This is a genomic window from Streptococcus equinus (genome assembly GCF_049393735.1).
Classification (GTDB): Bacteria; Bacillota; Bacilli; order Lactobacillales; family Streptococcaceae; genus Streptococcus; species Streptococcus equinus_G.
In genome coordinates this window covers 757,058-780,827 of the sequence record NZ_CP185946.1, presented here as the reverse complement: position 1 = coordinate 780,827, position 23,770 = coordinate 757,058, and the positions used below count along the sequence as shown (strand labels likewise).

21 protein-coding genes and 1 pseudogene are annotated in these 23,770 nt (G+C 38.4%); 3 read left to right on the top strand and 19 right to left on the bottom strand.

Annotated features, from left to right (window positions below; genetic code table 11):
* Positions 1 to 3: 3 nt before the first annotated feature.
* On the bottom strand, positions 4 to 1,533 hold the full coding sequence (locus tag ACNTMY_RS03920) for an LCP family protein (RefSeq protein WP_423216723.1): 1,530 nt from the start codon (positions 1,531 to 1,533) through the stop codon (positions 4 to 6).
* Between the two features lie 439 nt (positions 1,534 to 1,972).
* Between ACNTMY_RS03920 and ACNTMY_RS03915 the strand changes: the two genes are divergently transcribed.
* A complete protein-coding gene (locus tag ACNTMY_RS03915; RefSeq protein ID WP_021142131.1) occupies positions 1,973 to 2,878 on the top strand; it encodes a LysR family transcriptional regulator in 906 nt (301 codons plus the stop codon).
* Between the two features lie 45 nt (positions 2,879 to 2,923).
* On the opposite strand, the gene deoD is transcribed toward ACNTMY_RS03915, so the two are convergent.
* From deoD to rpiA, 5 genes are all read right to left on the bottom strand, one after another.
* Complete coding sequence (gene deoD / locus ACNTMY_RS03910) at positions 2,924 to 3,631, bottom strand: purine-nucleoside phosphorylase (RefSeq protein WP_074451129.1); 708 nt, start codon at positions 3,629 to 3,631, stop codon at positions 2,924 to 2,926.
* Positions 3,588 to 4,814, bottom strand: coding sequence for a chloride channel protein (locus ACNTMY_RS03905; RefSeq protein WP_423216722.1), 1,227 nt, complete (start codon positions 4,812 to 4,814; stop codon positions 3,588 to 3,590). Before ACNTMY_RS03905 ends, deoD begins: the two co-directional genes overlap by 44 nt.
* A 102-nt stretch (positions 4,815 to 4,916) precedes the next feature.
* The gene (locus tag ACNTMY_RS03900; protein ID WP_004231324.1) at positions 4,917 to 5,729 is read right to left on the bottom strand and encodes a purine-nucleoside phosphorylase; all 813 of its coding nucleotides are present in this window, start codon (positions 5,727 to 5,729) and stop codon (positions 4,917 to 4,919) included.
* Between the two features lie 9 nt (positions 5,730 to 5,738).
* Positions 5,739 to 6,950, bottom strand: coding sequence for a phosphopentomutase (locus tag ACNTMY_RS03895; RefSeq protein WP_423216721.1), 1,212 nt, complete (start codon positions 6,948 to 6,950; stop codon positions 5,739 to 5,741).
* Positions 6,951 to 7,084: 134 nt separating this feature from the next.
* The gene (gene rpiA / locus ACNTMY_RS03890) at positions 7,085 to 7,759 is read right to left on the bottom strand and encodes a ribose-5-phosphate isomerase RpiA (RefSeq protein WP_423216720.1); all 675 of its coding nucleotides are present in this window, start codon (positions 7,757 to 7,759) and stop codon (positions 7,085 to 7,087) included.
* Between the two features lie 222 nt (positions 7,760 to 7,981).
* On the opposite strand from rpiA, the gene mnmE reads away from it, so the two are divergent.
* Positions 7,982 to 9,355, top strand: coding sequence for a tRNA uridine-5-carboxymethylaminomethyl(34) synthesis GTPase MnmE (gene mnmE, locus ACNTMY_RS03885; protein ID WP_423216719.1), 1,374 nt, complete (start codon positions 7,982 to 7,984; stop codon positions 9,353 to 9,355).
* A gap of 62 nt (positions 9,356 to 9,417) precedes the next feature.
* Here the strand turns inward: mnmE and ACNTMY_RS03880 are convergent, their stop codons facing one another.
* The 8 genes and pseudogenes from ACNTMY_RS03880 to ACNTMY_RS03845 form a co-directional block, all read right to left on the bottom strand.
* Positions 9,418 to 10,449: a hypothetical protein gene (locus ACNTMY_RS03880; protein WP_423216718.1), complete on the bottom strand. Its 1,032-nt coding sequence runs from the start codon at positions 10,447 to 10,449 to the stop codon at positions 9,418 to 9,420.
* A 98-nt stretch (positions 10,450 to 10,547) separates the two neighbouring features.
* On the bottom strand, positions 10,548 to 11,954 hold the full coding sequence (pepV, locus tag ACNTMY_RS03875; protein WP_423216717.1) for a dipeptidase PepV: 1,407 nt from the start codon (positions 11,952 to 11,954) through the stop codon (positions 10,548 to 10,550).
* A gap of 162 nt (positions 11,955 to 12,116) precedes the next feature.
* Entirely contained in the window at positions 12,117 to 12,719 is a 603-nt protein-coding gene (locus ACNTMY_RS03870) for a nitroreductase family protein (RefSeq protein ID WP_021142121.1), read from the bottom strand.
* Positions 12,720 to 12,842: 123 nt separating this feature from the next.
* The gene (locus tag ACNTMY_RS03865) at positions 12,843 to 14,567 is read right to left on the bottom strand and encodes a hypothetical protein (protein WP_423216716.1); all 1,725 of its coding nucleotides are present in this window, start codon (positions 14,565 to 14,567) and stop codon (positions 12,843 to 12,845) included.
* A gap of 114 nt (positions 14,568 to 14,681) precedes the next feature.
* A complete protein-coding gene (locus tag ACNTMY_RS03860; RefSeq protein ID WP_423216715.1) occupies positions 14,682 to 15,638 on the bottom strand; it encodes a ketopantoate reductase family protein in 957 nt (318 codons plus the stop codon).
* A gap of 24 nt (positions 15,639 to 15,662) precedes the next feature.
* Positions 15,663 to 16,030, bottom strand: a pseudogene (locus tag ACNTMY_RS03855) (ACT domain-containing protein).
* The gene (uvrC, locus tag ACNTMY_RS03850) at positions 16,017 to 17,813 is read right to left on the bottom strand and encodes an excinuclease ABC subunit UvrC (protein WP_423216714.1); all 1,797 of its coding nucleotides are present in this window, start codon (positions 17,811 to 17,813) and stop codon (positions 16,017 to 16,019) included. Before uvrC ends, ACNTMY_RS03855 begins: the two are co-directional and overlap by 14 nt.
* Before the next feature lie 236 nt (positions 17,814 to 18,049).
* Complete coding sequence (locus tag ACNTMY_RS03845) at positions 18,050 to 19,075, bottom strand: YeiH family protein (protein WP_423216713.1); 1,026 nt, start codon at positions 19,073 to 19,075, stop codon at positions 18,050 to 18,052.
* Positions 19,076 to 19,261: 186 nt separating this feature from the next.
* On the opposite strand from ACNTMY_RS03845, the gene ACNTMY_RS03840 reads away from it, so the two are divergent.
* The gene (locus ACNTMY_RS03840) at positions 19,262 to 19,933 is read left to right on the top strand and encodes a Crp/Fnr family transcriptional regulator (protein WP_423216712.1); all 672 of its coding nucleotides are present in this window, start codon (positions 19,262 to 19,264) and stop codon (positions 19,931 to 19,933) included.
* A gap of 49 nt (positions 19,934 to 19,982) precedes the next feature.
* On the opposite strand, the gene ACNTMY_RS03835 is transcribed toward ACNTMY_RS03840, so the two are convergent.
* The 5 genes from ACNTMY_RS03835 to ACNTMY_RS03815 all read right to left on the bottom strand — a co-directional run bounded on the left by ACNTMY_RS03835 (position 19,983) and on the right by ACNTMY_RS03815 (position 23,722).
* The gene (locus ACNTMY_RS03835; protein ID WP_287969691.1) at positions 19,983 to 20,312 is read right to left on the bottom strand and encodes a potassium channel family protein; all 330 of its coding nucleotides are present in this window, start codon (positions 20,310 to 20,312) and stop codon (positions 19,983 to 19,985) included.
* A 70-nt stretch (positions 20,313 to 20,382) separates the two neighbouring features.
* Positions 20,383 to 21,069: an ABC transporter ATP-binding protein gene (locus tag ACNTMY_RS03830; RefSeq protein ID WP_423216711.1), complete on the bottom strand. Its 687-nt coding sequence runs from the start codon at positions 21,067 to 21,069 to the stop codon at positions 20,383 to 20,385.
* A gap of 8 nt (positions 21,070 to 21,077) precedes the next feature.
* Positions 21,078 to 22,130 carry an ABC transporter permease gene (locus ACNTMY_RS03825; RefSeq protein WP_423216710.1) on the bottom strand — a complete coding sequence of 351 codons (1,053 nt, stop codon included), beginning with the start codon at positions 22,128 to 22,130 and terminating at the stop codon, positions 21,078 to 21,080.
* Between the two features lie 150 nt (positions 22,131 to 22,280).
* Positions 22,281 to 22,781: a YkgJ family cysteine cluster protein gene (locus ACNTMY_RS03820; RefSeq protein WP_021142109.1), complete on the bottom strand. Its 501-nt coding sequence runs from the start codon at positions 22,779 to 22,781 to the stop codon at positions 22,281 to 22,283.
* A gap of 80 nt (positions 22,782 to 22,861) precedes the next feature.
* Entirely contained in the window at positions 22,862 to 23,722 is an 861-nt protein-coding gene (locus ACNTMY_RS03815; RefSeq protein WP_423216709.1) for a hypothetical protein, read from the bottom strand.
* Positions 23,723 to 23,770: the final 48 nt, after the last annotated feature.

Genomic DNA, 23,770 nt, shown 5'->3' with positions numbered 1-23,770 from the left:
AACTTACTTTCCTTCCATAACGTCTTTAATGGCTTGAGAAGCTTTTGCCACACTAGCATCATCTAGCTTAATCATATAAAGACTTGATGATGGCATTGCATACGAAGTCAACTCACCAGTAGAACCTGTACCCGTCACTTCTTGTGATGTAACGGTAAACTTCTTACCTGAATCCAATTGACCGTTGACCAATTTCATCATTGTATCAAGTTTCATATCTGTCTGGATTGAATCTTGAACGTTTGAAATAATCGTTGAATAATTAGAAACTGAATTTAATGAAGTCATCTTATCTAAAATTGCTTGAATGACTTTCATTTGGTTATTACCACGGTCATAATCACCATGTTCGAGGCTATAACGTTCACGAACAAAACCAAGAGCTTTATCTGAGTCAAGCATCACGTTTCCAACTGGAAATTCATAATTACCATGAAGACTTGTAAATGCTTGACTATTGTAAACCGTAATACCACCTAAGGCATCAATCAACTTCAAGAATGAATCAAAGTTAAGTCGTGCATAGTAGTCAATGTTGATACCGTAAAGATTTTCAAGTGTCTTTTCTGAGGTTTCAACACCGTAGATACCAGCGTGGGTTAACTTATCATACTGATCAGCACCACCATCAGGAATCTTAACGTAAGAGTCACGAGGTGTCTCTGTCATCAAAATCTTATGTGTGTTCATATTGACCGTCAAAATCAAGTTGACATCTGAACGCGATACGGTTGAAATCGAACCATAAGTATCAATACCACTGATATAGATATTGAAAACGTTGCTATTTGATGCTTGTTCGTTCTCTTTGATGCTCTGCTTAATCTTGTAAGAGTAGATTGTCTTAAAGTTTGATTCGAAGTTATCATAGGACATTTCAAGCAAACTTGAATAAGCACTATTAAAGACCATAGCTTTACTTGAACCATTGATCAAGTTTTCATAAGCTTCTTGGTAAGAGTCTACCTTTTCAGTCGCTAAATCAACGCCCTTATCAGACTTAATGTGTGATAAAAGAGTATCGATATTACTACCGTCAGCTCCCGTCGGCGCTTGAACACTTGAAAGCTCAGTAACGTCTGTTACAGTACTGTTTCTTGGAACAACGACACTCATCTCAATTTCTGAATATGAGGCAGTTTCATTCATGTTGTGCGCTACATCGACTAAAGATTTGAAAGCAAATAAAGATATCGCAGCAATGGTAGAGAAAATGACCAAAAGCGATGTTGTTAAAACTTTCTTTTTCTTACGAAGCGCCAATGCCAAGCAAACTGCAAAAACAGCTACTAATACAATCGTATACACGACGTTCAGATGTCTGAATGCCAAAATCTGATGCGCATACATTGTGTACATCGTAATTCCAGCAAGCAAAGCATACAGAACCAAGAGTGCGTAGTTTACATAGGTTAGTCCTGCAAACCGAGAACGCCGCCGTGAACTCTTGTGATGTCCACCATGATGACTGTGACGATGATGATGGTGGTGATGATGCATTTCACTACCATGATGATGTGAATGAGTCGGCATTTTAATAAATCTCCGCTTCCTAAACAATTTGTTAACGTTCCTATTTTATCACTTTGTAAAATGTAATGCAATTCTAAACTTTTCTGAAACTTTACAAAGTAATTCGTTTACTTTTAATAAAACACATCGTTGATAACGTTTTATTCCGCTAGAATAAGCCATTTTAAAATAACAGTTACGTTTCAGTTACAAAACTGTAAAATTGTCTCATTTTCGAAATCATTCGTTTTTTGCTCTCGTTTTTGTACATTTTTCGATATTTTGTCCATTTTTAACATTATTTCCCAAACGATTTTTTTAGAAGTATTAAAGTGGTGTAACGAAATTCATTAGATTTTTTTAATGATACTAGATAAGTAATGTTCACTTTTTTATCGCTTTCACATCTGTAATAAAGCCGCTACTTGCGGGATTTTCTTTTTTAGGCTAAACTAAGGCTATGAGAATACAACAGTTACATTATATCGTTAAAATCGTTGAAACAGGGAGCATGAACGAAGCTGCAAAACAGCTTTTTATCACACAACCTAGTCTATCTAATGCCGTTCGAGATTTGGAGCGAGAAATGGGAATCGAGATTTTTATCCGTAACCCCAAAGGCATCACATTAACTAAAGACGGTGTAGAATTTCTATCTTATGCTCGCCAGATTTTGGAGCAAACAGCCCTTCTTGAAGAGCGCTATAAAAGCAAAAACACCAACCGTGAACTTTTTAGTGTCTCAGCGCAACACTATGCTTTCGTGGTGAATGCTTTCGTGTCTTTATTAAAAGGGACTGATATGACACGTTATGAGCTTTTCCTTCGCGAAACCCGAACATACGAAATCATTGATGACGTGAAAAATTTTCGTTCTGAGATTGGCGTTTTGTTCTTAAACAGCTATAACCGTGATGTCTTGACTAAGATGTTCGACGACAATCATTTGACCTATACAAGTCTTTTCAAAACTCGTCCACACATCTTTGTCAGCAAAAATAACCCATTAGCCAAGAAAAAAATGGTAACTATGGAAGATTTGGAGGACTTTCCTTATCTAAGCTACGACCAAGGGATTCACAACTCCTTTTACTTCTCTGAAGAGATTTTTTCACAAATTCCTCACAAAAAGTCTATCGTCGTCAGCGACCGCGCAACGCTTTTCAATCTTTTGATTGGACTTGATGGTTACACAATTGCAACTGGTATCCTAAATAGTAACTTAAATGGAGACGGTATCGTTTCAATTCCACTTGATGTCGAAGATATGATTGATATCATCTATATTCGCCATGAAAAAGCAAACCTTTCAAAAATGGGAGAACGTTTCATCGACTATCTCCTTGAAGAAGTACAATTTGATTAATAGATTAGCAAAAAAGGAACTGAAATATTTCAGTTCCTTTTTGTATTATTCTGCGATAAGTGTTTCTAGTCCGACTTTCATCATGTCTGTGAAAGTTGTTTGGCGTTCTTGTGCTGTTGTGTCTTCGTCAGCAACAAGGCTGTCAGAAATTGTCATGATACCAAGCGCTTGTACACCGTATTTTGCAGCAAGATAGTAAAGCGCTGCTGCTTCCATTTCAACGGCTTTAATACCAAGTTGACCAAGTTTGATGTTGTTTTCAGCAAAGTCTGAGTAGAATGCATCGATTGACAAAACGCTACCAACGTGAGTTGTCATACCAAGATCTTGGGCAATATGGTAAGCTTTATCAAGCAATGTGAAGTCAGCGATTTGTGGGAAATCGTATTGTGGCCATTCGTTTTTAATCATGCTTGAAGTTGTTGCTGCTGCTTGAGCAAGAACAAGTTCACGCACGTGAACGTCTTTGTTAAGTGAACCAGCTGTACCAACACGGATTAGTTTTTTAACGCCGTAAGATTGGATAAGTTCAGTTGCGTAGATTGAGATTGAAGGCATTCCCATACCTGTTCCCATAACACTGACACGGTGACCTTTGTAAGTTCCTGTGAAACCAAGCATTCCGCGAACGTTGTTAAAACATACAGCATCTTCTAAGAAGTTTTCTGCGATGAATTTTGCACGGAGTGGATCTCCTGGAAGTAAGATTTTATCTGCGATTTCGCCTTGTTTGGCTTCGATATGGATTGACATAAGAATTCCTTTCAATGAGTTGTTTTATAAAAATAGCTACCGCTACTGCAATCAATAAAATTGGAAGAGCTTGAAGTTTTTGACCTGTAAATGAGACGACTAAGCCAACCGCTGTGAGCGGTGCATTCATGGTAATAGCTAAGAACACACTTGATCCGATTAGCATAGCTGAGGCTAGTGAAATAGTTGGAAAGATTTGGCTACAAAGCGCAGCACCAAGGAATCCCAGAACTGCTCCCATTGAAAATGAGGGAGTCAAGGTTCCACCGTAAGCGCCGTTTTTTAGCGTCAGCAAGACCACAAACGCCTTGACGACAACAATCATAGCAGCATACTGAACAGTCATACCATCAAATACACCTTGCGCCATAGCTCCGCCATTTCCCAAAATCTCAGGAAAAACAAGCGATAAACTGGCTAATAGTAGAAAAGTCAGTGGTAAGCGCCATAAAATGGTGTAATCAGTCACTTTTTGTGCTTGTGCTTTTTGGGTAAGTCTGCGAAATAGCTGCGCTATTGGTGAGATGAGAACTGCAAGAACAATTGCCAAAAGAGCAGTCTTTACATCCAATGTTACTTGTACAGCCTCATAAAGTGGCGCATCTGAAATGATTACTCCAGCTACGAGGCTTGCCAAAATCGTCGTTACTGAGACAGAAATCAGATTAAGAACTGAAAGACCAAGTCCAAGCGTTTCAAAGGCAAAAAAGATGCTAGCAATTGGCACTTGGTAAACTGCTGCAAGACCAGCTGAGGCTCCACAGGCGATTGCGAGCTTTCCATCTTGTAAGGTTAGTTTCAAGTAATCCGATACACGTCCGGCTCCCAACGCACCAAGTTCTCGGGGCGCTCCTTCTTTTCCGATTGGTGAGCCTGCACCGACAGAGGCCACTTGCAAGAAAATATTGGTCAAATGAATCCAAAGTATTGGTTGTCTCGATGCTGGATTTTCAGCTTTCATCTGAGATTTAACAGAAATAATCTGACGATTTTTTCGTTGTAAAAAATACCAGATAATCGCCGAGATAATCCCAGCAAGGACAATCAAAATGAACTGCTTAGTCGAAACTGCTTGAGCGACCGATGCCTCACCATGACCAAAAACCAGGTACTCAATTAGGTCTAAAAATTCATGAAGTAAGATGCCACCTAAACCAGCTATTAAAGCTGTTAAAATCAGCACTCCTCCAAAACGTAAACAATAGCTAAAATGTTTAAATCGATTATTTTGTAAATGCATCTAAAAAATACTTTTTAAATACGTTTTAGTGTTAATTTTCCTAGATTATAGTTCTGCCAAAACTGATTTGACAAGTGTTTTAAAGTCTTCTTTGATTTGTTGTGTAACTGCGACAACTTCTTCGTGGTTAAGTGAGCTTTGGAAACCTGCAGCGTGGTTTGTAATAGCTGAGATTCCAAGAACTTTCAAGCCTGAGTGAGCTGCAACGATAACTTCTGGAACAGTTGACATACCTACAGCATCTGCGCCAAGAGTTTGGAAGGCACGAATTTCAGCAGGTGTTTCGTAACATGGACCTGACACACCAAGGTAAACACCTTCGTCAAGTTTGATACCAATTTTTTCAGCAACTTTGTGAGCGATAGCACGGTATTCAGCAGTGTAAGCATCTGACATATCTGGGAAGCGAGGTCCGAAGTCATCAAGGTTAGCACCAATCAATGGGTTTTGACCAGTCATGTTGATGTGGTCAGAAATTGCCATCAATGTACCAGGACCAAAGCCAATACCACCAGCAGCATTTGTCACGATAAGACCTTTACAACCAAGAGCTTTCATCACGCGCACTGGGAAAGTCACTAATTCCATTGGATTTCCTTCGTAGAAATGGAAACGTCCTTGAAGGGCAAGAACTTTGTGGCCACCAAGGTCACCATAAACCAATTGGCCTGCGTGACCAGCAACTGTTGATTTACCCCAGTTTGGGATTTTTTCGTAAGGAATAACAACAGCGTTTTCGATTTCTTCAGCCAATTCACCAAGACCTGAACCAAGAATAAGTCCAAATTCTGGAGCGTCACACGCTTGTGACACTAAGAACTGACGTGCTTCTTCAATTTTTTCAATAATTGTAGACATAGTTACCTCTTATACTAATTTATCTAAGAATGATTCACCAATCATTGCTTTTTCAACACCAAAGTTTTCAGCGATTGTTGCTGAGATATCTGCGAAATGACCAACTGGCAAGACACCATTTCCTTTAAATGCTGGGCTGTATGCCAACAATGGAATGTATTCACGAGTGTGGTCTGTACCAGTGTAAGTTGGGTCATTACCGTGGTCAGCAGTGATTAGAAGAAGGTCATCTTCTTTCATGCTTTCCATGATTTCAGGCATACGTTTGTCGAAGTCTTCAAGGCAATCGCGGTAACCTTGAGCGTTACGACGGTGACCGTACATGGCATCAAAGTCAACTAAGTTTGTAAATGACAAGCCTTTTGTGAATTCAGGCAATTGCATTGTTTTAAGAAGAGTATCAACACCATGCATGTTTGATTTGTTGTGTCCCATGTCGTTTGTGATACCTGAACCATTGAAGATATCATTGATTTTACCAACACCGTATGTTGGAATACCAGCATCAGCCAATTTATTCAAAACTGTTGGACCAAATGGTGACAAGGCATAGTCACGACGGTTTGCTGTACGTGTGAAGTTACCTGGATCACCAACGTATGGACGTGCAATGATACGACCAAGAAGAGCTGGACGCTCTAGTGTGATTGAACGAGCGTATTCGCAGATTTTGTAAAGTTCTTCTACTGGGATAACATCTTCGTGAGCAGCGATTTGAAGTACTGGGTCAGCTGATGTGTAGATGATTAACTCACCAGTTTCCATTTGACGTGGGCCGAAGTCATCGATAACTGCTGTACCTGAGTAAGGTTTGTTAGCTTCACGAATGACTTTACGTCCTGAAAATTCTTCGATTTTAGTCAAGATTTCTTCTGGGAATCCACCAAGGAATGTATCAAATGGTTCTGTGATGTTAAGACCCATAATTTCCCAGTGACCAGTCATTGTGTCTTTACCAAGAGAAACTTCTTCAAGTTTAGTTGCATAACCTGTTGGTTGAGCTTCAGCTGGAACTGTTTTTAGAGGAGTTTCACGAGGAATATTTCCAAGACCAACTTTAGCCATATTTGGAACGTTAAGCCCTACAGTTTTTGAAATGTGACCAAGTGTGTCTGATGCACCGTCTGGCACACCAGCGTTGACAAAGTTGTTAGCATCTGGTGCAGCACCGATTCCTACAGAATCAAGTACGACAAGATGAATACGATTAAATGTTGACATAGTTTTCCTACTCTAGGGTGGTTACGGTTGGCACCCAAAACCTCCTAATCAAATCGATTAGAAATAATAATGACGATAACATGCAAACAGGAGACTATCGGCTGAACCAGTCAAAACATCTCCTGTAAACTGTCTTATTTAGCTTCTAGAATTTTAACGCCGTCTTTGCCAGCAACGATAACTTTGTTAACCATACCGTTGAAAAGGCCGTGTTCAACGACACCAACCATAGCTTTCAATTCTTTACCAAATTCAACTGGATTTTCAATCACGCCAAGGTCAAGGTCGATGATGTAGTTTTTCATATCAGTAACAAAGCGTTCGCCATCTGCCATACGGTATGATGGTTTGTAACCTTTTTTCTCGAATTCACGGAAAATGCGGTCAGCACCATATTGTACAACTTCTACTGGCAATTTGAAAGCACCTAACTTGTCGACTAGTTTTGATTCGTCAACAACCCAGATGTACTCTTTACTTGGTGTAGCAACGATTTTTTCCATAAGAAGGGCACCGCCGCCACCTTTGATACCGTTGAAGTTGCTATCTACTTCGTCAGCACCGTCAACAGTTACATCGATAACATCGATGTCATCGACAGCTTTCAAAGGAATACCAAGTCCTTCTGCTTGAGCAGTTGTTTGACTTGAAGTTGTGACACCAACAACTTTAAGCCCTTCTTCTTTCATACGGCGTCCGATTTCTTCAACGAAGAAATATGCAGTTGAACCTGTTCCAAGTCCAACAACCATGCCATCTTTAACATACTGGGCAGCAGTCACCCCAGCCATTTTTTTAAGTTTTTCCATAACAACCTCACCTAAATTTATATGTAAAACAAATATACCTATTTCCAACTAACCATTATACCATGACTTGGGGTGTTTTAGCTAGATTGAATTACTCAAAATTTATAGAGTTTCAGGCGTCTTTCAACCCTCTTCTATTGCTTGAATGTTCTATTTGCGTTACAATTAAATAAGATATTTTTTGAAAATAATACTTAAAGAAATAGATTGGAATGAATACGAATGATTACTAAAGAATTCGATACGATTGCCGCAATTTCAACACCGCTTGGTGAAGGGGCAATCGGAATTGTCCGACTCTCTGGTACTGACGCGCTAGCTATTGCCAAAAAAGTCTATCGCGGTAAAGACCTAAGTAAAGTCGACTCTCACACTATCAACTATGGTCATATTGTTGACCCTGACAACGATGAAATTCTTGACGAAGTTATGGTATCTGTCATGCTTTCACCAAAGACATTTACCCGTGAAGATGTCATCGAAATCAATACACACGGTGGTGTGGCTGTCACTAACGAGATTTTGCAGCTTGTCTTGCGACATGGTGCTCGTCTTGCTGAGCCAGGTGAATTTACAAAACGTGCTTTCTTGAATGGTCGTGTTGACTTGACTCAAGCTGAAGCTGTCATGGATATTATCCGTGCTAAAACTGATAAAGCCATGAACATCGCTGTTAAACAGCTTGATGGTTCACTTTCAAAACTTATCAATGACACGCGCCAAGAAATCCTAAACACTCTTGCACAAGTTGAGGTTAACATTGATTACCCAGAGTACGACGATGTCGAAGAAATGACAACAGCGCTAATTCGTGAAAAAACACAAGAATTCCAATCACTTTTGGAAAATCTCTTGCGCACAGCACGTCGTGGAAAAATCCTACGTGAAGGGCTTTCTACTGCTATCATTGGTCGTCCAAACGTTGGTAAATCAAGTCTTTTGAATAATCTGCTTCGCGAAGATAAAGCTATCGTTACTGATATCGAAGGAACAACACGTGACGTTATCGAAGAATACGTCAACATCAAAGGTGTGCCTTTAAAACTAGTCGATACAGCTGGTATCCGTGAAACTGATGATGTGGTTGAAAAAATCGGTGTTGAACGCTCTAAAAAAGCCCTTGAGGAAGCTGATTTAGTACTTCTTGTTCTCAATAGCTCTGAACCTTTGACTGACCAAGACCGTGCACTTCTTGAACTCAGCAAAGACAGCAACCGCATTATTTTACTTAACAAAACAGATTTGTCAGAAAAAATTGAAGCTGATCAATTGCCTGACGATGTGATTCGCATTTCTGTTCTTAAAAATGAAAACATTGATTTGATTGAAGAACGTATCAACCAACTCTTCTTTGATAATGCAGGAATTGTTGAAAAAGATGCAACTTACCTTTCAAATGCTCGTCACATTTCATTGATTGAAAAAGCTGTTCAAAGCTTGCAATCAGTTAATGAAGGGCTTGAAATGGGAATGCCTGTTGACCTTCTTCAAATTGATTTGACACGTTGTTGGGAAATTCTTGGTGAAATCACTGGTGATGCTGCGCCAGACGAACTCATCAATCAACTCTTCACCCAATTCTGTCTTGGAAAATAAATCATTAATAACTAAAAGCCCGCTGGTAATACTAGCGAGCTTTTTTAATACTGAAAATAATTTTAACCTTTAGGAAGTTCATCTTTTAAAGACATAAGTGCTGACAAGGTATCTTCATTGACCACTCCAGATATTTTCACATTGCTGCGCTGTGGCTTGAAGTCTGGTTTTTCCTTAGCTGACCATTTTTGCGCTGTTTTCTCCTTGGTAACTCCCCCTGCCTTCTGCTCTACCTCTTGATAAGGAGCAACCACTTGTGTTTTTTTCATTTTTGAAAATAAGCTGCGCAGCCATTTTGAAAAACTATAGAAAAGCTTTTTAAGACCTGACTGTGGTTGTTTTGCTTTTTGATAAAAGCTTGGATCTGGATATAGCGGATAATCAATGTCCGACTGAAAGGCAGACTGGCGGTAAAACAATCTAACACGTTCAATCTCGGCACCATCCTTATCATGTTTTGGCAAATAGCGCTGTGGCAAATCAAAATGGTACCAATTAATGTTTTTACAATCACTTTGCCACTCTAACTCAAATAGTTCTGCCAATCGTTTTAATAATTGGATAGCAAAGCTCGATACATACAAGGATTTATCAAATTCACTTTCACGATAGATACTAATCAAGCCACCTGAAAAAAGCTTACGTAAAACCTTATTAAAATCAGGTGACAACTGAACAGCATCGATTTTAGCAACATTATCTTTCAACAAATAAAAATTAGCTTTCTTTCTAGTTATTTTGTAATCGTCTGCCAAGAAAAAATGGCAATTAACTGTTGCTGACTCTTGGATTGCTTTCAGCGCAAAATAATCCTTATAGTCAAATTTGTACCAGCAATTTTTAAAAAGGAATTCTCTGATTTCTGATTTTAGTTCGGCATCACTTTTAAAAACATCAAAAGTTGGCTGACTAAAATAAGGTGTAATTGCTCTGTGGTCTCCAACCCTAATGACTTTATAAAAAATCTCATCAGTTAACACACAAGCATAGACAGACTTACTCTTTCTACTCTGATACAAACTTACCAACTCTTCATTTGGCATTAAGGTTGATTGTAAAATCTTCTCAACGCGTAAATAATTCGCTTTTGCCATAGAATCTCCTAAAATTATCTTTTTTAAAAGTATAAAAAAAGAAGAATTTTTTACATTAATCGCAAAAAATTCTCTTCTTTTCAAAGGTTAATTATTTATTATTTGATCAATTCGTAAAGTGCTTCAGCATAGATAGCAGCTGCACGGTAAAGGTCTTCAACATCAGCGAACTCATTTGCTTGGTGCATTGTGTTCACGTAATCTGGGAACATAGCACCAAAGGCAACACCACGTTTAAGAAGACGACCGAATGTACCACCACCGATAACTTGTTCGTAACCTTTCAAACCAGTTTGTTTTTCGTAAACTGAAAGAAGTGTTGATACCAATGGATCATCAGCTGGAACATAGTGAGGTGTGTGTTCGTGATCTGAAAGAGTCACTTGAGTTACACCATTAAGTTTTTCAAGTTCAGCTTTGATTGTTTGAGAATCAGTACCTTGTGGGTAACGGAAGTTAAGTGTGATTGTGTTGTCATCTGAGTTGCGGTCAAATTTGAAGACACCAGCGTTCATGCTAAGTGCACCCATTTTCGCATCAGTGTATGCAACACCAAGATTTTCACCAGCGAAATCTTCGTGAAGAACGTTAGCTGTTGTATCAAGGTAAACTTTGGCTGCACCATCAAATGCAAATTGATCTAAGAATTTAGCAAGGTATGTTGCAGCGTTAAGTCCAAGTTCTGGAGTTGAACCGTGAGCTGATTTACCGATAACTGTTGCACGGAAAGCATCACCTTCTTGAACAAGCTCAGCTTTAAGGTTTTCAGCAGCTGCAAATGTAGCAAGTTTTTCTTGAAGTTCAGCTAATGTGCTTTCTGCTGTAAATACTGCTGTTGCTGATTCTGGAACCATGTTGTCACGAAGACCAGCTTCGAAAGTGTTCAAAGTGAATGCACCGTTGTTTTCACCTGCGAAGTGAAGGTATTCAGTGATGTTACCTTTTTCACCATTGATGATTGGGAATTCAGCATCTGGAGCGAATCCGAAATCAGGATCTTTCAAACCGTTGTGTGCGAAATAGTATTCCATATCGCCCCAACCTGATTCTTCGTCAGTACCAACGATGAAACGAACACGTTTAGATACTGGAAGTCCAAGTTCTTTGATGATTTTTAGGGCGTAGTAACATGCCATTGTAGGACCTTTATCATCTGATGATCCACGCGCATAAAGACGTCCATCTTTGATAACTGGTTCGTAAGGATCTGTATCCCAACCGCTACCAGCTGGTACAACGTCTAAGTGAGCAAAGATACCAAGCACTTCGTCACCTTCACCAAATTCAAAATCACCAGCGTAGTTGTCGATGTTACGTGCTTTGTAACCATCGCGCTCAGCCATTGCAAGGAAGTGTTCCAAAGCTTTTGCTGGGCCAGGTCCAAATGGGTGCTCTTTGTCAGCTTTGCTGTCATCACGTTCAGAGTTGATACGTAAAAGTGCAAAGAGATCTTCCATCATGGCATCTTTACGTTTTTCAACTTCTGCTTTAAAGTCTACTGTCATTTCTTATAACTCCTCCATAAAGGTAGCTTTCCTTACCAGAAAAGCTACTATATTGTTTATCATTTGAGTCAACTAACCCATAGTAACTCATATTTTAAGATTTGTAAACCTAGTTTTGCGAAAATTCTTAACTAAGTTTGGTGCATAAACGTCTAAAGTCTCTTAACGTCGCTCAATGATTTCGTCGACTGGTAAACGATAACTTGGTTCAGGTTTATCATCACTGTAGCCAACAGTAATCAAGAGCTCTGGACGAAAACGTTTATCAATGTCTAGAATATCATTTGTCAAAGACTTGTCAAATCCAAGAATGATATTTGATGAAATATCTTGGTCAGTCAAGGCTAAAACAAGATTCATCGCAACAAGTCCTGCGTTTAAAGCAAGATATTCGCCTTTACGCTTGTCGTCGTATTCTGCATATCTAGCAGGCAATGTTTCCATATAGTAGCCAAGTTTAGAATTATCTAATGATTTAACACCAATACGAGCAATCTTACGAGAACGTTGAACCAAATCTGTATCTGTAAAAAGTGCAACAACGTACTGAGCTTCTTCAACTTGTTTTTTGTTCAAACTTGGAAGATCTTTAGCAAGTTCTGCTTTTTTATCTTCGACGATGACAAATTTCCATGGTTGAATGTTATTAGCACTAGGTGCTAAAGTAGCAATTTCAATTGCAGTGCGTAAATCTTTATATTCTACAGGTTTACTATTGAATGTTTTGACGGCATGGCGCTTTTTGTTCAATTCTAGAAATTTCATTAAGCGACCCTCCTTTTTAAATTTTTATGCTCTTTTATTTTATCATTTTTCAAAAGACTTTACAGCTATTTGCTACGAAAACGCATACACAAATGTTCAAAAAGAAAAAACTAGGTTTTTTCCCTAGTCTTCTCTACTTATTTTTCTAATTCCAAGATAAATTACAACTGAAAGCCATGATAAGATGTTAATCACCATCAAAACTTTAAACCAAGTACGAATACGATAAGTAATTTTCAAGGTATTTTTTCCAGCTTTTTGCTGAACTGTAGGCGTGCCAATCCCTGATAAAGTGTAATCCTTTTGACTAAGTTTCTTACCATTAAGCGTCAGCTCAGTATCAGCGTATTTTGCAACTGGAATGATTGCCCAACCACTCGCATCAGCTGTCCAAGTATATATCAGCTCGTTGTCGCCTTGTGTCTTTTTGTAAGCATCCGTGTGTCCAAGGACAAACTCCTCATACAAGACATACTTATTATCTTTATTAGACTTATCAGTGGGTAAATAATCTGGGGTTGATTTTGAAACGATATCTAGTAGCTTGAATTTATCTGAATCATAAAAACTTGCTCTGACATCTGCAGGGTCTCCCCAGATAAAAGTATGTTTTTTACGTTGAATAGGATGTTTCGTGTTGTAATAATCATCAATCTTTTCTTCTTGCAATTTCGACAACTGCACAAAGCTCAAGATGTTCACCAAGATTAGCCCAATAGCTACAAATTTTGACCATTTTTTATCGAAGTATTTGTCTAAAATCATAGCTGCCGCTAACAACAATAGCACCGTTGCGGGCACAAAGAATCTAAATGGAAATTGAATTAGATTTACCAAAGGAAGATTCAATTTATTGACCGTGTACCATGGGAAAATGCTACTTGATAACACCAAGAAGATAAAGAATGCCCCTGTCACTACTCGCAAGAGTGTGTCGTAATGGCGCCAGTGTCTAAATGAGAAGTACAATTGATACAAGACTACAAAAACCAATGCTTTTGGCGTTAGTAGCCATTCAATGCTACGCTGGTTAACCGTCATAATGTAAAGTTTTGAATTGACAAAAGGTTCAACCAGGTTATTACTTCTACCGACATCAACCAAAGCTGCCCAGACATTTGCTGTTAATAAAAGGCTTAGCAAGACTGCTTGAACACCTTTGAAAAAGACTTCTTTTTTCTCATCAGATTTGAAAAAGCCGTACAAGTAAAATGGCAAGTAAGCCAAAATTAACAAGAAACAGCTAAGCATGTGGACTTGCATCATAACAGCAACCGATACTGCTAGGCGAAGTACTCCAACTCTTTTTGTTCTGACAAAATCAACTGCTGGAATCAAGCACCACGGCATAAAAGCGGCGCCCCAGCTTGAAAAGCCTTGTCTAAACGTCCAGTATTGAACCGAGAAGGTCATCATGTAAAAGACTGCTACTCCAAGAGCTATTTTCGGTTTGACAGAAGCTCTGCGATTCAAACGATACATCGAAAAGCCAGCAATCACACTCAACAAGAAACGTGACAAAAGTTGATAGGTATACCAGTTTTTGCTGATGAGTACCAAAATTCCTTGAAAATAAGCAAAATACGGGCCATATAAAGCATTAACAATTCGACCTGAACTGTAAAAGCCATACAGTGACATAAAATAACTAAAGTTACCCGTCTTAATTTGCATAGCCGTCTCATAAAAACGATTGTAGTGAAATAGGAAATCACTACCCGCAATCACTCCACGAGACGTTAATTGGGGAAGCAAGAGTAACACGGCGACCAAAACAATCACAATGCTTGGAAGCCAAGTGCTCTTTTGACTTAACTGAGAGAGGCCTTGCTTCATTTTTTTAAACATGCGTATCTCCTTAAAAATCCCTATCCATGTTAGCACAGTTTAAAATAGATTACAATCAGAAAAAGAAAGTTTCATGAAAGTTTTCAGTTCATGCATTTGCGATTTAATTACTAATTAATCTATTTTTGGTAGCAATGCATTATAACAGTCGTAGAATATAGGAGCTTCTACATGACTTATTTGTCCACAATCATAAACAGATTTACAGACAAATAATAAATCCTCTGTATTTCCATGTAGTGTCATTATTTTGCGTGTTAAAACATTCTTGGCAAACATTTTTTTCATTAAAGGAACAGAGATAAAGGTCGGTAACCAATAGGCTAATAATTCATTTCGATAGTGTTTTAAAGCAACTCCACGTGCAGCGATAATGCCTGACGTTTCACGAATAGCCACCACTGCTTGTTTCAAAATAGCGGATGAATTCATTAAATTTTCCGCAGAAGCACTTGGCTGATTAATATTTCCATATTTTCCTGCAACAGAGACTACAGCTGCATTAATTGCCATGTGAAGCCAAATCCATTCCAACATATCATATGGCTTTTCTAATGAAATCTGACAATCTGAAAATAATGTTTCAATATCAGAATAATTCGGAATTTCAGTTTTTTCCTCTTTTTCAATCATAAAATGGTCAAAAACACAAGCTTCTAAATGTGTCGAAGAACACTTACCACCAGCAACAGGATAACCTAACAGGTAATCATGTCCGCTCATAAGAGTGTCAAGTGATTCTCTATTTTCCCAAATACCACAGGCAAGAATAATTGTCCCTTTAATCTGTGAATTATCAAGGCTTTCAATAACATCCTCTATCCTACCAGATGGTACACTAACAAAAATAAAATCATAAACCTTTTGAGAACTACGCTTGACATCATAAGTATCTCTAACTTGATTTCCGTACTTATCCGTTCGTCCATCAAGTAAGTCAACATCTAACATTTCAATACTATTCTTATCACTACCTTCTCGGATAAAATGTTCTACTTCATGACCAGCTTTCTCAAAAAGATAAGCATACGTTGTCCCAATCACTCCCAGACCGACAACTAAAATTTTCATTTTTTCTCTCCTTAAATTCCCTATTTATGACTCTAAAATCGTGTATTTTGCCTCTTTTAACACTTGCAACGCTCTTTGAAAATCTGCTGTTTTCGTTAAAATGTAGTCTGTGTTATAAGTTGAAATAGCGAAAATACCAATATTATGTTCTGCTAAAAGACTTGATATTTTCGATAAAATGCCAATCAAAGAAAAGTCTAAGACACCCTCAATACGAAAAGCTGAGCAATGTTTATCAACTGCCAAAGCATTTTCAGGGATAAGCGTAATCGAAGTGATTTTTCCTCATCTGTTGCCCCAGTAAAAATAAATGGATTTTCCAGATTAACTTGCGAATAATCCTCAACTTGGCAGATTGCAAATTCTTCAGTAATCGGTTTAATGGTTAACATCTGCTTTCTCCTCAACTAGTTTTTCTTTCACAGCAATGGCAACGTTTCGTGGAACGCCACAGTTGACGATGTCGTCCACGTCAGCTTTTTGAATATTTGGCAAGCTCTTGAAGTGTTTCATGAGTAATTGCTTGCGCTTTGGACCAAGCCCAGCAATGCCATCGAGTTTTGATGAGAACGAATTTTTAGACCGTAGTTGACGGTGGAAAGTAATGGCAAATCGGTGAACTTCATCTTGAATACGCTGTAAGAGGAAGAATTCTTCAGAGTTTCGTGGTAATTCGACCACTTCTAATGGGTCACCAAAAAGCAACTCGTGTGTTTGGTGCTTGTCATTTTTTTGCAGACCGGCAATTGGAATATCAAGTCCAAGTTTATTTTCAATGACATCACGCGCAACATTAACCTGACCTTGACCACCATCGATGATAATCAAATCTGGCGGAGTCAATCCGTCTTTCATCACGCGACTGTATCTACGATAAATGACCTCACGCATGCTGGCATAGTCATCTGGTCCAACCACAGTTTTAATCTTGAATTTACGGTAATCTTTCTTACTTGGTTTTCCATTTACAAAGACAACCATCCCCGCAACTGGACTTGTTCCTTGAATATTTGAGTTATCAAATGCCTCAATGCGCACTGGTTTTGGAATGTTGAGCAATTCACCGATATTTTCAATGGCACCATGTGTTTTGCGGATATCTTTTTCTAGCAAGTCAAATTTTTGTTGCAGGCTGACACGCGCATTTTTTGTCGCAAGATTTACCAGCTGCTTCTTCTCACCACGTTGTGGTTTGATGACTTTGGTATCAACAACTGCTTTAACTAATTCTTCGTCAATGTCCTGAGGAATAAAGATTTCTTTTGGCACAAAATGCTTGCTGTCGCGGTAAAATTGTCCGACATAGGTCAGGAAATCCTCCTCTGGGTCATTGTAATACGGGAACATATTGACATCACGTTGAATGAGTTTTCCTTGGCGAACAAAGAAGACCTGTACACACATCCAACCTTTGTCGACATAATAACCAAAAATATCACGGTCCATCATATCTTGGTTCATGACACGTTGTTTAGTACGAAGTGTTGAGATAGCTTGCAATAGGTCACGGTATTCTGCCGCACGTTCAAATTCCATCATGTCAGATGCTTTTTGCATTTTGTCTTTCAAGCCATCGACGATTTTATTGTCCTTACCATCAAGGAAATTCTTGACATCTTGCGCCATTTCAACAAAATAATCATGGTCAACATGACAGATTGTGTGGGCTTTACATTGCCCCAAATGGTAATAAAAACAAACCTTGTTAGCAGGATTTGTACATTTTTTAAATGGGAAAATACGGTCTAGCAGACGTTTGATTTCTGTCGCAGCACCAGAATCTGGGTAAGGTCCAAAATACATGGCACCATCTTTTTTGATTTGGCGGGTAATCATCAAGCGTGGGTACTGTTCATTCACCGTGATTTTGATAAATGGGTAAGACTTGTCATCTTTTAGCTTGATGTTATACTTTGGCATATTTTCCTGAATCAGATTGATTTCAAGAAGAAGAGCTTCTGTATTTGACCCAGTGACAATGTATTCAAAATCTTCAATCTCAGAAACCAAGAGTTCCGTCTTGGTATTGTGGCTACCATGAAAATAGCTGCGCACACGATTTTTGAGATTCTTAGCCTTTCCGACATAGATAATTTTGCCGTTTTTATCTTTATGGATATAGCAACCAGGGCTATCTGGAAGCAATTCCAATTTGTGTTTAATCAGTTCATTCATGTTTTTATTATAGCAAAAAGAAATTTGCTTTGCTTGATGTGAGATTTGGGCATCAAAAAGCCGTCTAAGAGCTCAGTAGACGACTTTTTCGTATAAGATTTTAATAAAAGGAGAGCGGGTTAATCGTGAAATAAATGACCGTTCAGTTTACCCAGTCTATTATACCATTTTTTTGATAACGTTTACAAATAAAAATTCCCTAGATTTCTCTAAGGAATTTTTAGTCTAAATTTTTCCTACCAAATACCCAAAACGTGTTGCATCAAGAGGCTGACGCAGGTGATTGCAATCCAGCAAGCTGCACCGACACCGATTGCTTGGCCGCCAGTTTTGACTAACTTGATAGGATTTGTATTCAGACCAATCGCTCCCATTGCCATGACAATGAAGAATTTTGAGAGAACTTTGAGTTGTTCAAAGAGTTCCACAGACATCCCTAAACCACTAACGATTGTTGTCACGATTGAAGCTAACAAGAAGTACAAAACAAACATTGGAAATGCTTTTTTGAGATTGAATGTCTTCTCAGAAGCTCCGCCATTTTTACTTTCCTTGAAAGCTGTGTAAAATGACAAAACAAGTGTAATCGGGATAATCGCTAGTGTTCGAGTCAATTTAACGATTGTTGCGCCATCAAGCGTATTTGAATGATGAATCGCGTCCCAAGCCGCTGCTGTTGCCGTTACAGATGAAGTATCGTTAACCGCAGTTCCTGCAAAGAGGGCAAAACCATGGTTTGTCAAGCCAAGCATGTCTCCCAAAGTTGGGAAAATCAGTGCTGCAAGAATGTTAAAAAGAAAGATAACTGAGATACTCTTAGCTACTTCTTCGTCTTTTGCTTTGATAACTGGTGCTGTTGCCGCAATAGCTGAACCACCGCAGATAGAAGAGCCAACACCGACCAAGGTTGCTGTATTAGCGTCTAACTTCAACCATTTTTGCAAGCAAAAGGCTACAATCAAAGACGTCGCGATTGTCGAGATGATAATCGGCAACGACTGTACACCAACTTTGACAACTTGCATCAAATTAAGTCCAAAACCAAGTAAAACAACTGCTGTTTGCAAAATGTATTTTGAAGTAAAGGCAATACCTGCTGCTGTTTTCGTGCGGTTGTGATAAAAACTTCCGACAATCATTCCTAACAAAATGGCAAAAACTGGTGCGCCAACTAGCGGAAAATATTGTCCCAAAATCCATGCAGGCAGTGCCAGAATAGCACATAAAACAACTCCTGCTGCTTTATTTTGAATTGATTTCATAAAATATAATTACTCCTTTTCACGCTCCCCATTATATCGTGCTAGGCAAGTATTGTAAATCAACTTTTCAGATAAAAATATTTTTCCATTCTTAGTAATTTTCTAAAAAATCAACTTGATAAAAACGCTTTTTTTTCGTAAACTATATAGTTATATAGCCTATGTTAATTTTTAGAAAGGGCAATTATGCAATCTACACTAGATATTACAGAACTTTATCAATACGGCGAACGTGTAGCTTTTCAAAAGGGTGAAAATTTAGCGCAGTCCGTCGCTGGAGAAACAAGCGGTGATATTTATATCCTATGCTCAGGCATATGTGCTCTTTCTTCTATTTCTTCTGACGGTAGAGAGACAACCTACCTTTATTTTAAAAAACAACAATTCGTTGGATTTGTTCCTTTGATGAACACTGTTCATTTGAACTACTACGGGAAAAAATCATTTTCAATCGTGGCTAAAACACCATGTATTGCTTATCGTATATCAAGTCGACAATTTCAAGAATTACTTGGATTTCCATCAGTTGTTAGCCTGATGTTGAATACCTTGACCGAAAATCATATTTATCTGATGGAGCATTTTCACAGCAGTAAAAATGAGCCTGCTTTGGTTCAATTCTGTCGTTTCTTGCTCGATCAAGCCGAAGCAAGCGATAAAGGCGATCTTGTCTTAGACACTTTCTTTACTTATCAAGAAATTGCCTGCTACCTTGGCATGCACTCTGTAACCATTGCACGAATGGTTAAGGCTTTGCGCGCTGAAGATATGATTGATAAATGCGGTCACCAAATTCACATCACAAATCCAAAACAAATGGCAAAACTCATCGCAGAAGACCGTAAAATTGAATATTAAAAGACCGAAAGTTTAGTACTTTCGGCTTTTTGTTTGTCAAAAAATATGACTACTTTTTAAATCTCATTTTCTCGAATTTCTTAACCACAACAGCCAAGAAGCTTGCCATGATTCCAAGACCAATGACAGAGTAAGCCATGGTGAAAATCTTACCAACTGCCGTCACTGGGTAAATGTCCCCATAGCCAATCGTTGTTAGGGTCGTAAAGGAAAAGTACAAAGCATCTAGATAAGAAAAATGCTCGACATTGGCGTAAAAGAGAGTGCCGCTTAAAAGCACTACAGCAGTAACCCCTGCTATTCCTCGAGTCTCTTCATCTTTTAGAAGTGACCACAAGACACGAATGGTCCGACGCATTTGCAAGAAAAAAGTAATCATGACGTCTCCTTTACTAACGACCCGTTTTAAACTCAGTCAGTTTTGACTTCATTATATCACACACAGAGTCTTATTGCTGGAATGTACTAATCTCCTCTTCACGCAAAACACCATCTTCCATGACTAACAGTCGGTCACAATAAGCAACCAAACGTCTATCATGCGTTACCATCAAGACCGCTTTATTTTTTTCTTTAGCTTCATCAGCTAAGATTTTGACAACTTCCATTGCTTTTTCAGTATCTAAGCTTGCTGTCGGCTCGTCAGCAAGAATAATAGTCGGGTCATTGTACAAGGCCCTAGCGATAGCAACACGCTGTCTTTGACCACCCGAAATCTCTTCAGGATATTTATCTGCGATATCAGCGATGCCAAGCTGAGCAAAAAGGCTATCAATCGATTCACGTTTCTTTTTCTTATCCACCTTATCAACCAAACGTAACTGGTCTTTGATTTTTAAAAATGGCACTAAGTTTGAAGCTTGCAGGATAAAACCAATCTGGTCAAAACGCATTTTAGCGCGTTCTTTTTCTTTTTTCTGGCTAAATGATTGACCATTAAGTCTGACTTCACCTTGTGAGGGTGATTGTAGCCCACCGATAATGGTCAAAAAGGTACTTTTCCCAGAACCAGATGGCCCAATAACTGCTACGAATTCTCCCTTATTAATAGTCAAATTGGTTTCTTTCAGAGCTTCAATTTGTTCGGGTCCATCTTTAAAATATTTTTTGATTTTTATTAACTCAATTGCTGTCATAAATTCTCCTAACCGATTGCTTTCAGCGGGTCAACTTTAACGATACTAATCACTGAGAACAGTGCGCCAAAGACTGCGATAAGAACCATTATCACACTGATTCCTGCAAAAAAGAGTGGATTTACCTGAAATGGAACTGATGTTGGTAGAAAAACGGCACTGAGCAGGGTTAACGCTAAACCAAGACTAACCGCTAAAATGGCTAAAATGAAGGTTTGTGAGAAAACCATTTTTGACAAATAAAAGTTTGAAATTCCTTGTGCTTTTAAAACACCAAAAATCGCTTTTTTCTGCAAAGTCAAAATATAGATAAAAATTCCGATTACAATCGCTGCTATCACAATCAAAAAACCAATCATAAAGGAAAAAGTCAGATTCTGAGCCTTATAACCTGGAAGATTTTCAATAAACGTTGATGTTGTCATACTCTCAAGACCTTTTGGAACCTGACTTACTTTGCCACGAATCACCAGAGCACTGATTGTATTTGCTTGAGCATTGTCCTCAAGGACGCTTGCCAATGTTTCTTTTGTCAGATAAAGAACTGGCTGAACATTAAAGCTCGCATTATCCGTAAAACCAGTAATAGTCAGCTTTTTAGTACTATCTCCAAGAGTAATTTTGTCACCAATCTTTAATTGATAGGATTTTTTTAAGCTACTATCAGCGACAACTTCTCCTGTTTTTGAGAAAAGCCTTCCTTCACTCAACTTCGGACGTAGAAATTCATCCTGCTTAATCGCGAATAAATTGACATTAATTTTATTTTTTTCGTCATCCTTAATTGTTGCGGATGCTTGTGTCAATTCTGCTACTTTATCAGCTTTAACATCATTTTTTAAATCAATTGAAAAGCGTGACATGCGCAGATTTTTATTAGCTTGCTCATTTAAAATGACGACATCAGATTTCCAAGAATCAACCGCTGAACGATTAGTCTGTGCTAATCCATTAGCTAAACTTGTCAGGAAAAATACTAGATAAGCAATTAAAAAGATTACTCCTACTACCAATCCATAACGTAACTTCGAGTATTTTATTTCATTCCAGGCTAAAAACATAAGTGCCCTCCTCTATTTCGATTACTGTAAGCTTACTATGATTTTCATACAAAGTACATTTATTTGATTGCAAATTTTACCGCTTTCACGAAAACGCAAGCACAGCAAGAGATAGAAAAACTCCCCTCAAAATGAGGGGAGACAACTTCTCTATTTCCCTTCCAATCGTTCTTTGAGTTTTTCGACAAAGAGGTAGGCTGCGGGGCAGAAAAGAGTGTTTTTGATGGTTAGGTTATTGATTTGATAAATTTTTTTGCGATCTGTGTGCGGAAATTCACGGCATGCTTTTGGTCGGACGTCGTAAATGGTACAAAGGTTGTCATCGCCCAAAAATGGACAAGGCATTGATTGAAAGACTTTGTCACCATCTTCATCGACACGAAGGTACATGTCTTCAAATACGCCAAGTTTCATGCGAAATACTTTTGAAATGCGTGTAATGTCTGCTTCTGTAAACAAAGGACCCAAGCTTTTACAGCAGTTAGCACACTTTGTGCAATCAATCTCGTTAAAAACTTCTGTGTGAATTTCTTGAGTGATTTTATCAAGGTTTTTAGGAGCTTTTTTCTTGAGTGTTGCTAAAAATTTGCGGTGTTCTTTTTGTTTTTGTTGAGCTAGTTCATGATAACGTTCAATGTCAATATCTGTCATTTTCATACTTTCTAATATTGTTTTCAGTCAGAAAATATTATAGCACAAATAAAAAGAGGACTCAAAATCCTCTTTGATTGTCAGCGCAGCTTTAACAAAGCCACGCGCTCTTGTTCTTTTATCTCTTGGATAAATCTGCCAAATTCTGCTTTTGCTGCTCTGCTATTTTTCAAATCACTATCAAATGAAAGATTCTCTAAAAAGACGGGGTCAGTTCCTTTTTCTTGATAAATATTTCCTTGAAAGAAATAACGGCGAGTCTTTCGGTCAATCGCCACAACAGACGAACGCCAGCGTGCATTGTATTGAATGTCGGGTTTCCAACTGATTTTCAACTGTTGTCCAAGAAAATACCAGCCCATCAGTTGCAGCGAAACTGTCTTCTGCCTTATCGGGTCTTGATAACGACATGACAGAGCTTGCGCTTGATTGTCCAAAACAGAAAAAGGATGAAAGTCTTGAATCCCTTGATAATCATCGTAAGATACCGCACCGTCAGTGGTATCTGTGTTAAAAAGCGATGAATGCGCATCACGAAAAGGGTTGTAGACATCGTCAAGAACTGCTGTCTTACCATAACTCAACCAATCAATGCTTGCTTTGTCATAATAAGTGATGAAATCTTTCAGCTGCTTTTTATCACTTGGCACTTGCAAAATCTGAATCGTCTCACGCGCTTTGATGGGGACTTTTGCCATCGCATTATAAAGCTGTGATGTTGTAAATACCTTAATACGTTTTAATTCCTTGCTATAACCTTTTTCCGAGCGATTAAGCACATAAAAATCAGCCGACTCATCCAATTTAAAAACAATAACAAATTGTAAATTTTTTCGTTTCTGGTCTATTCTAAAAATCGGAGTTGCATACTGAGCATCTTTTTTAAAAAGATTAAGAAATGGCCCAGCCTTAACTAGCCTAATATGTTTTTCTTGCGTCATAGTTTCTAGTTTAACATGGCAAAATAAAATTGTCACGACACAAAAAAT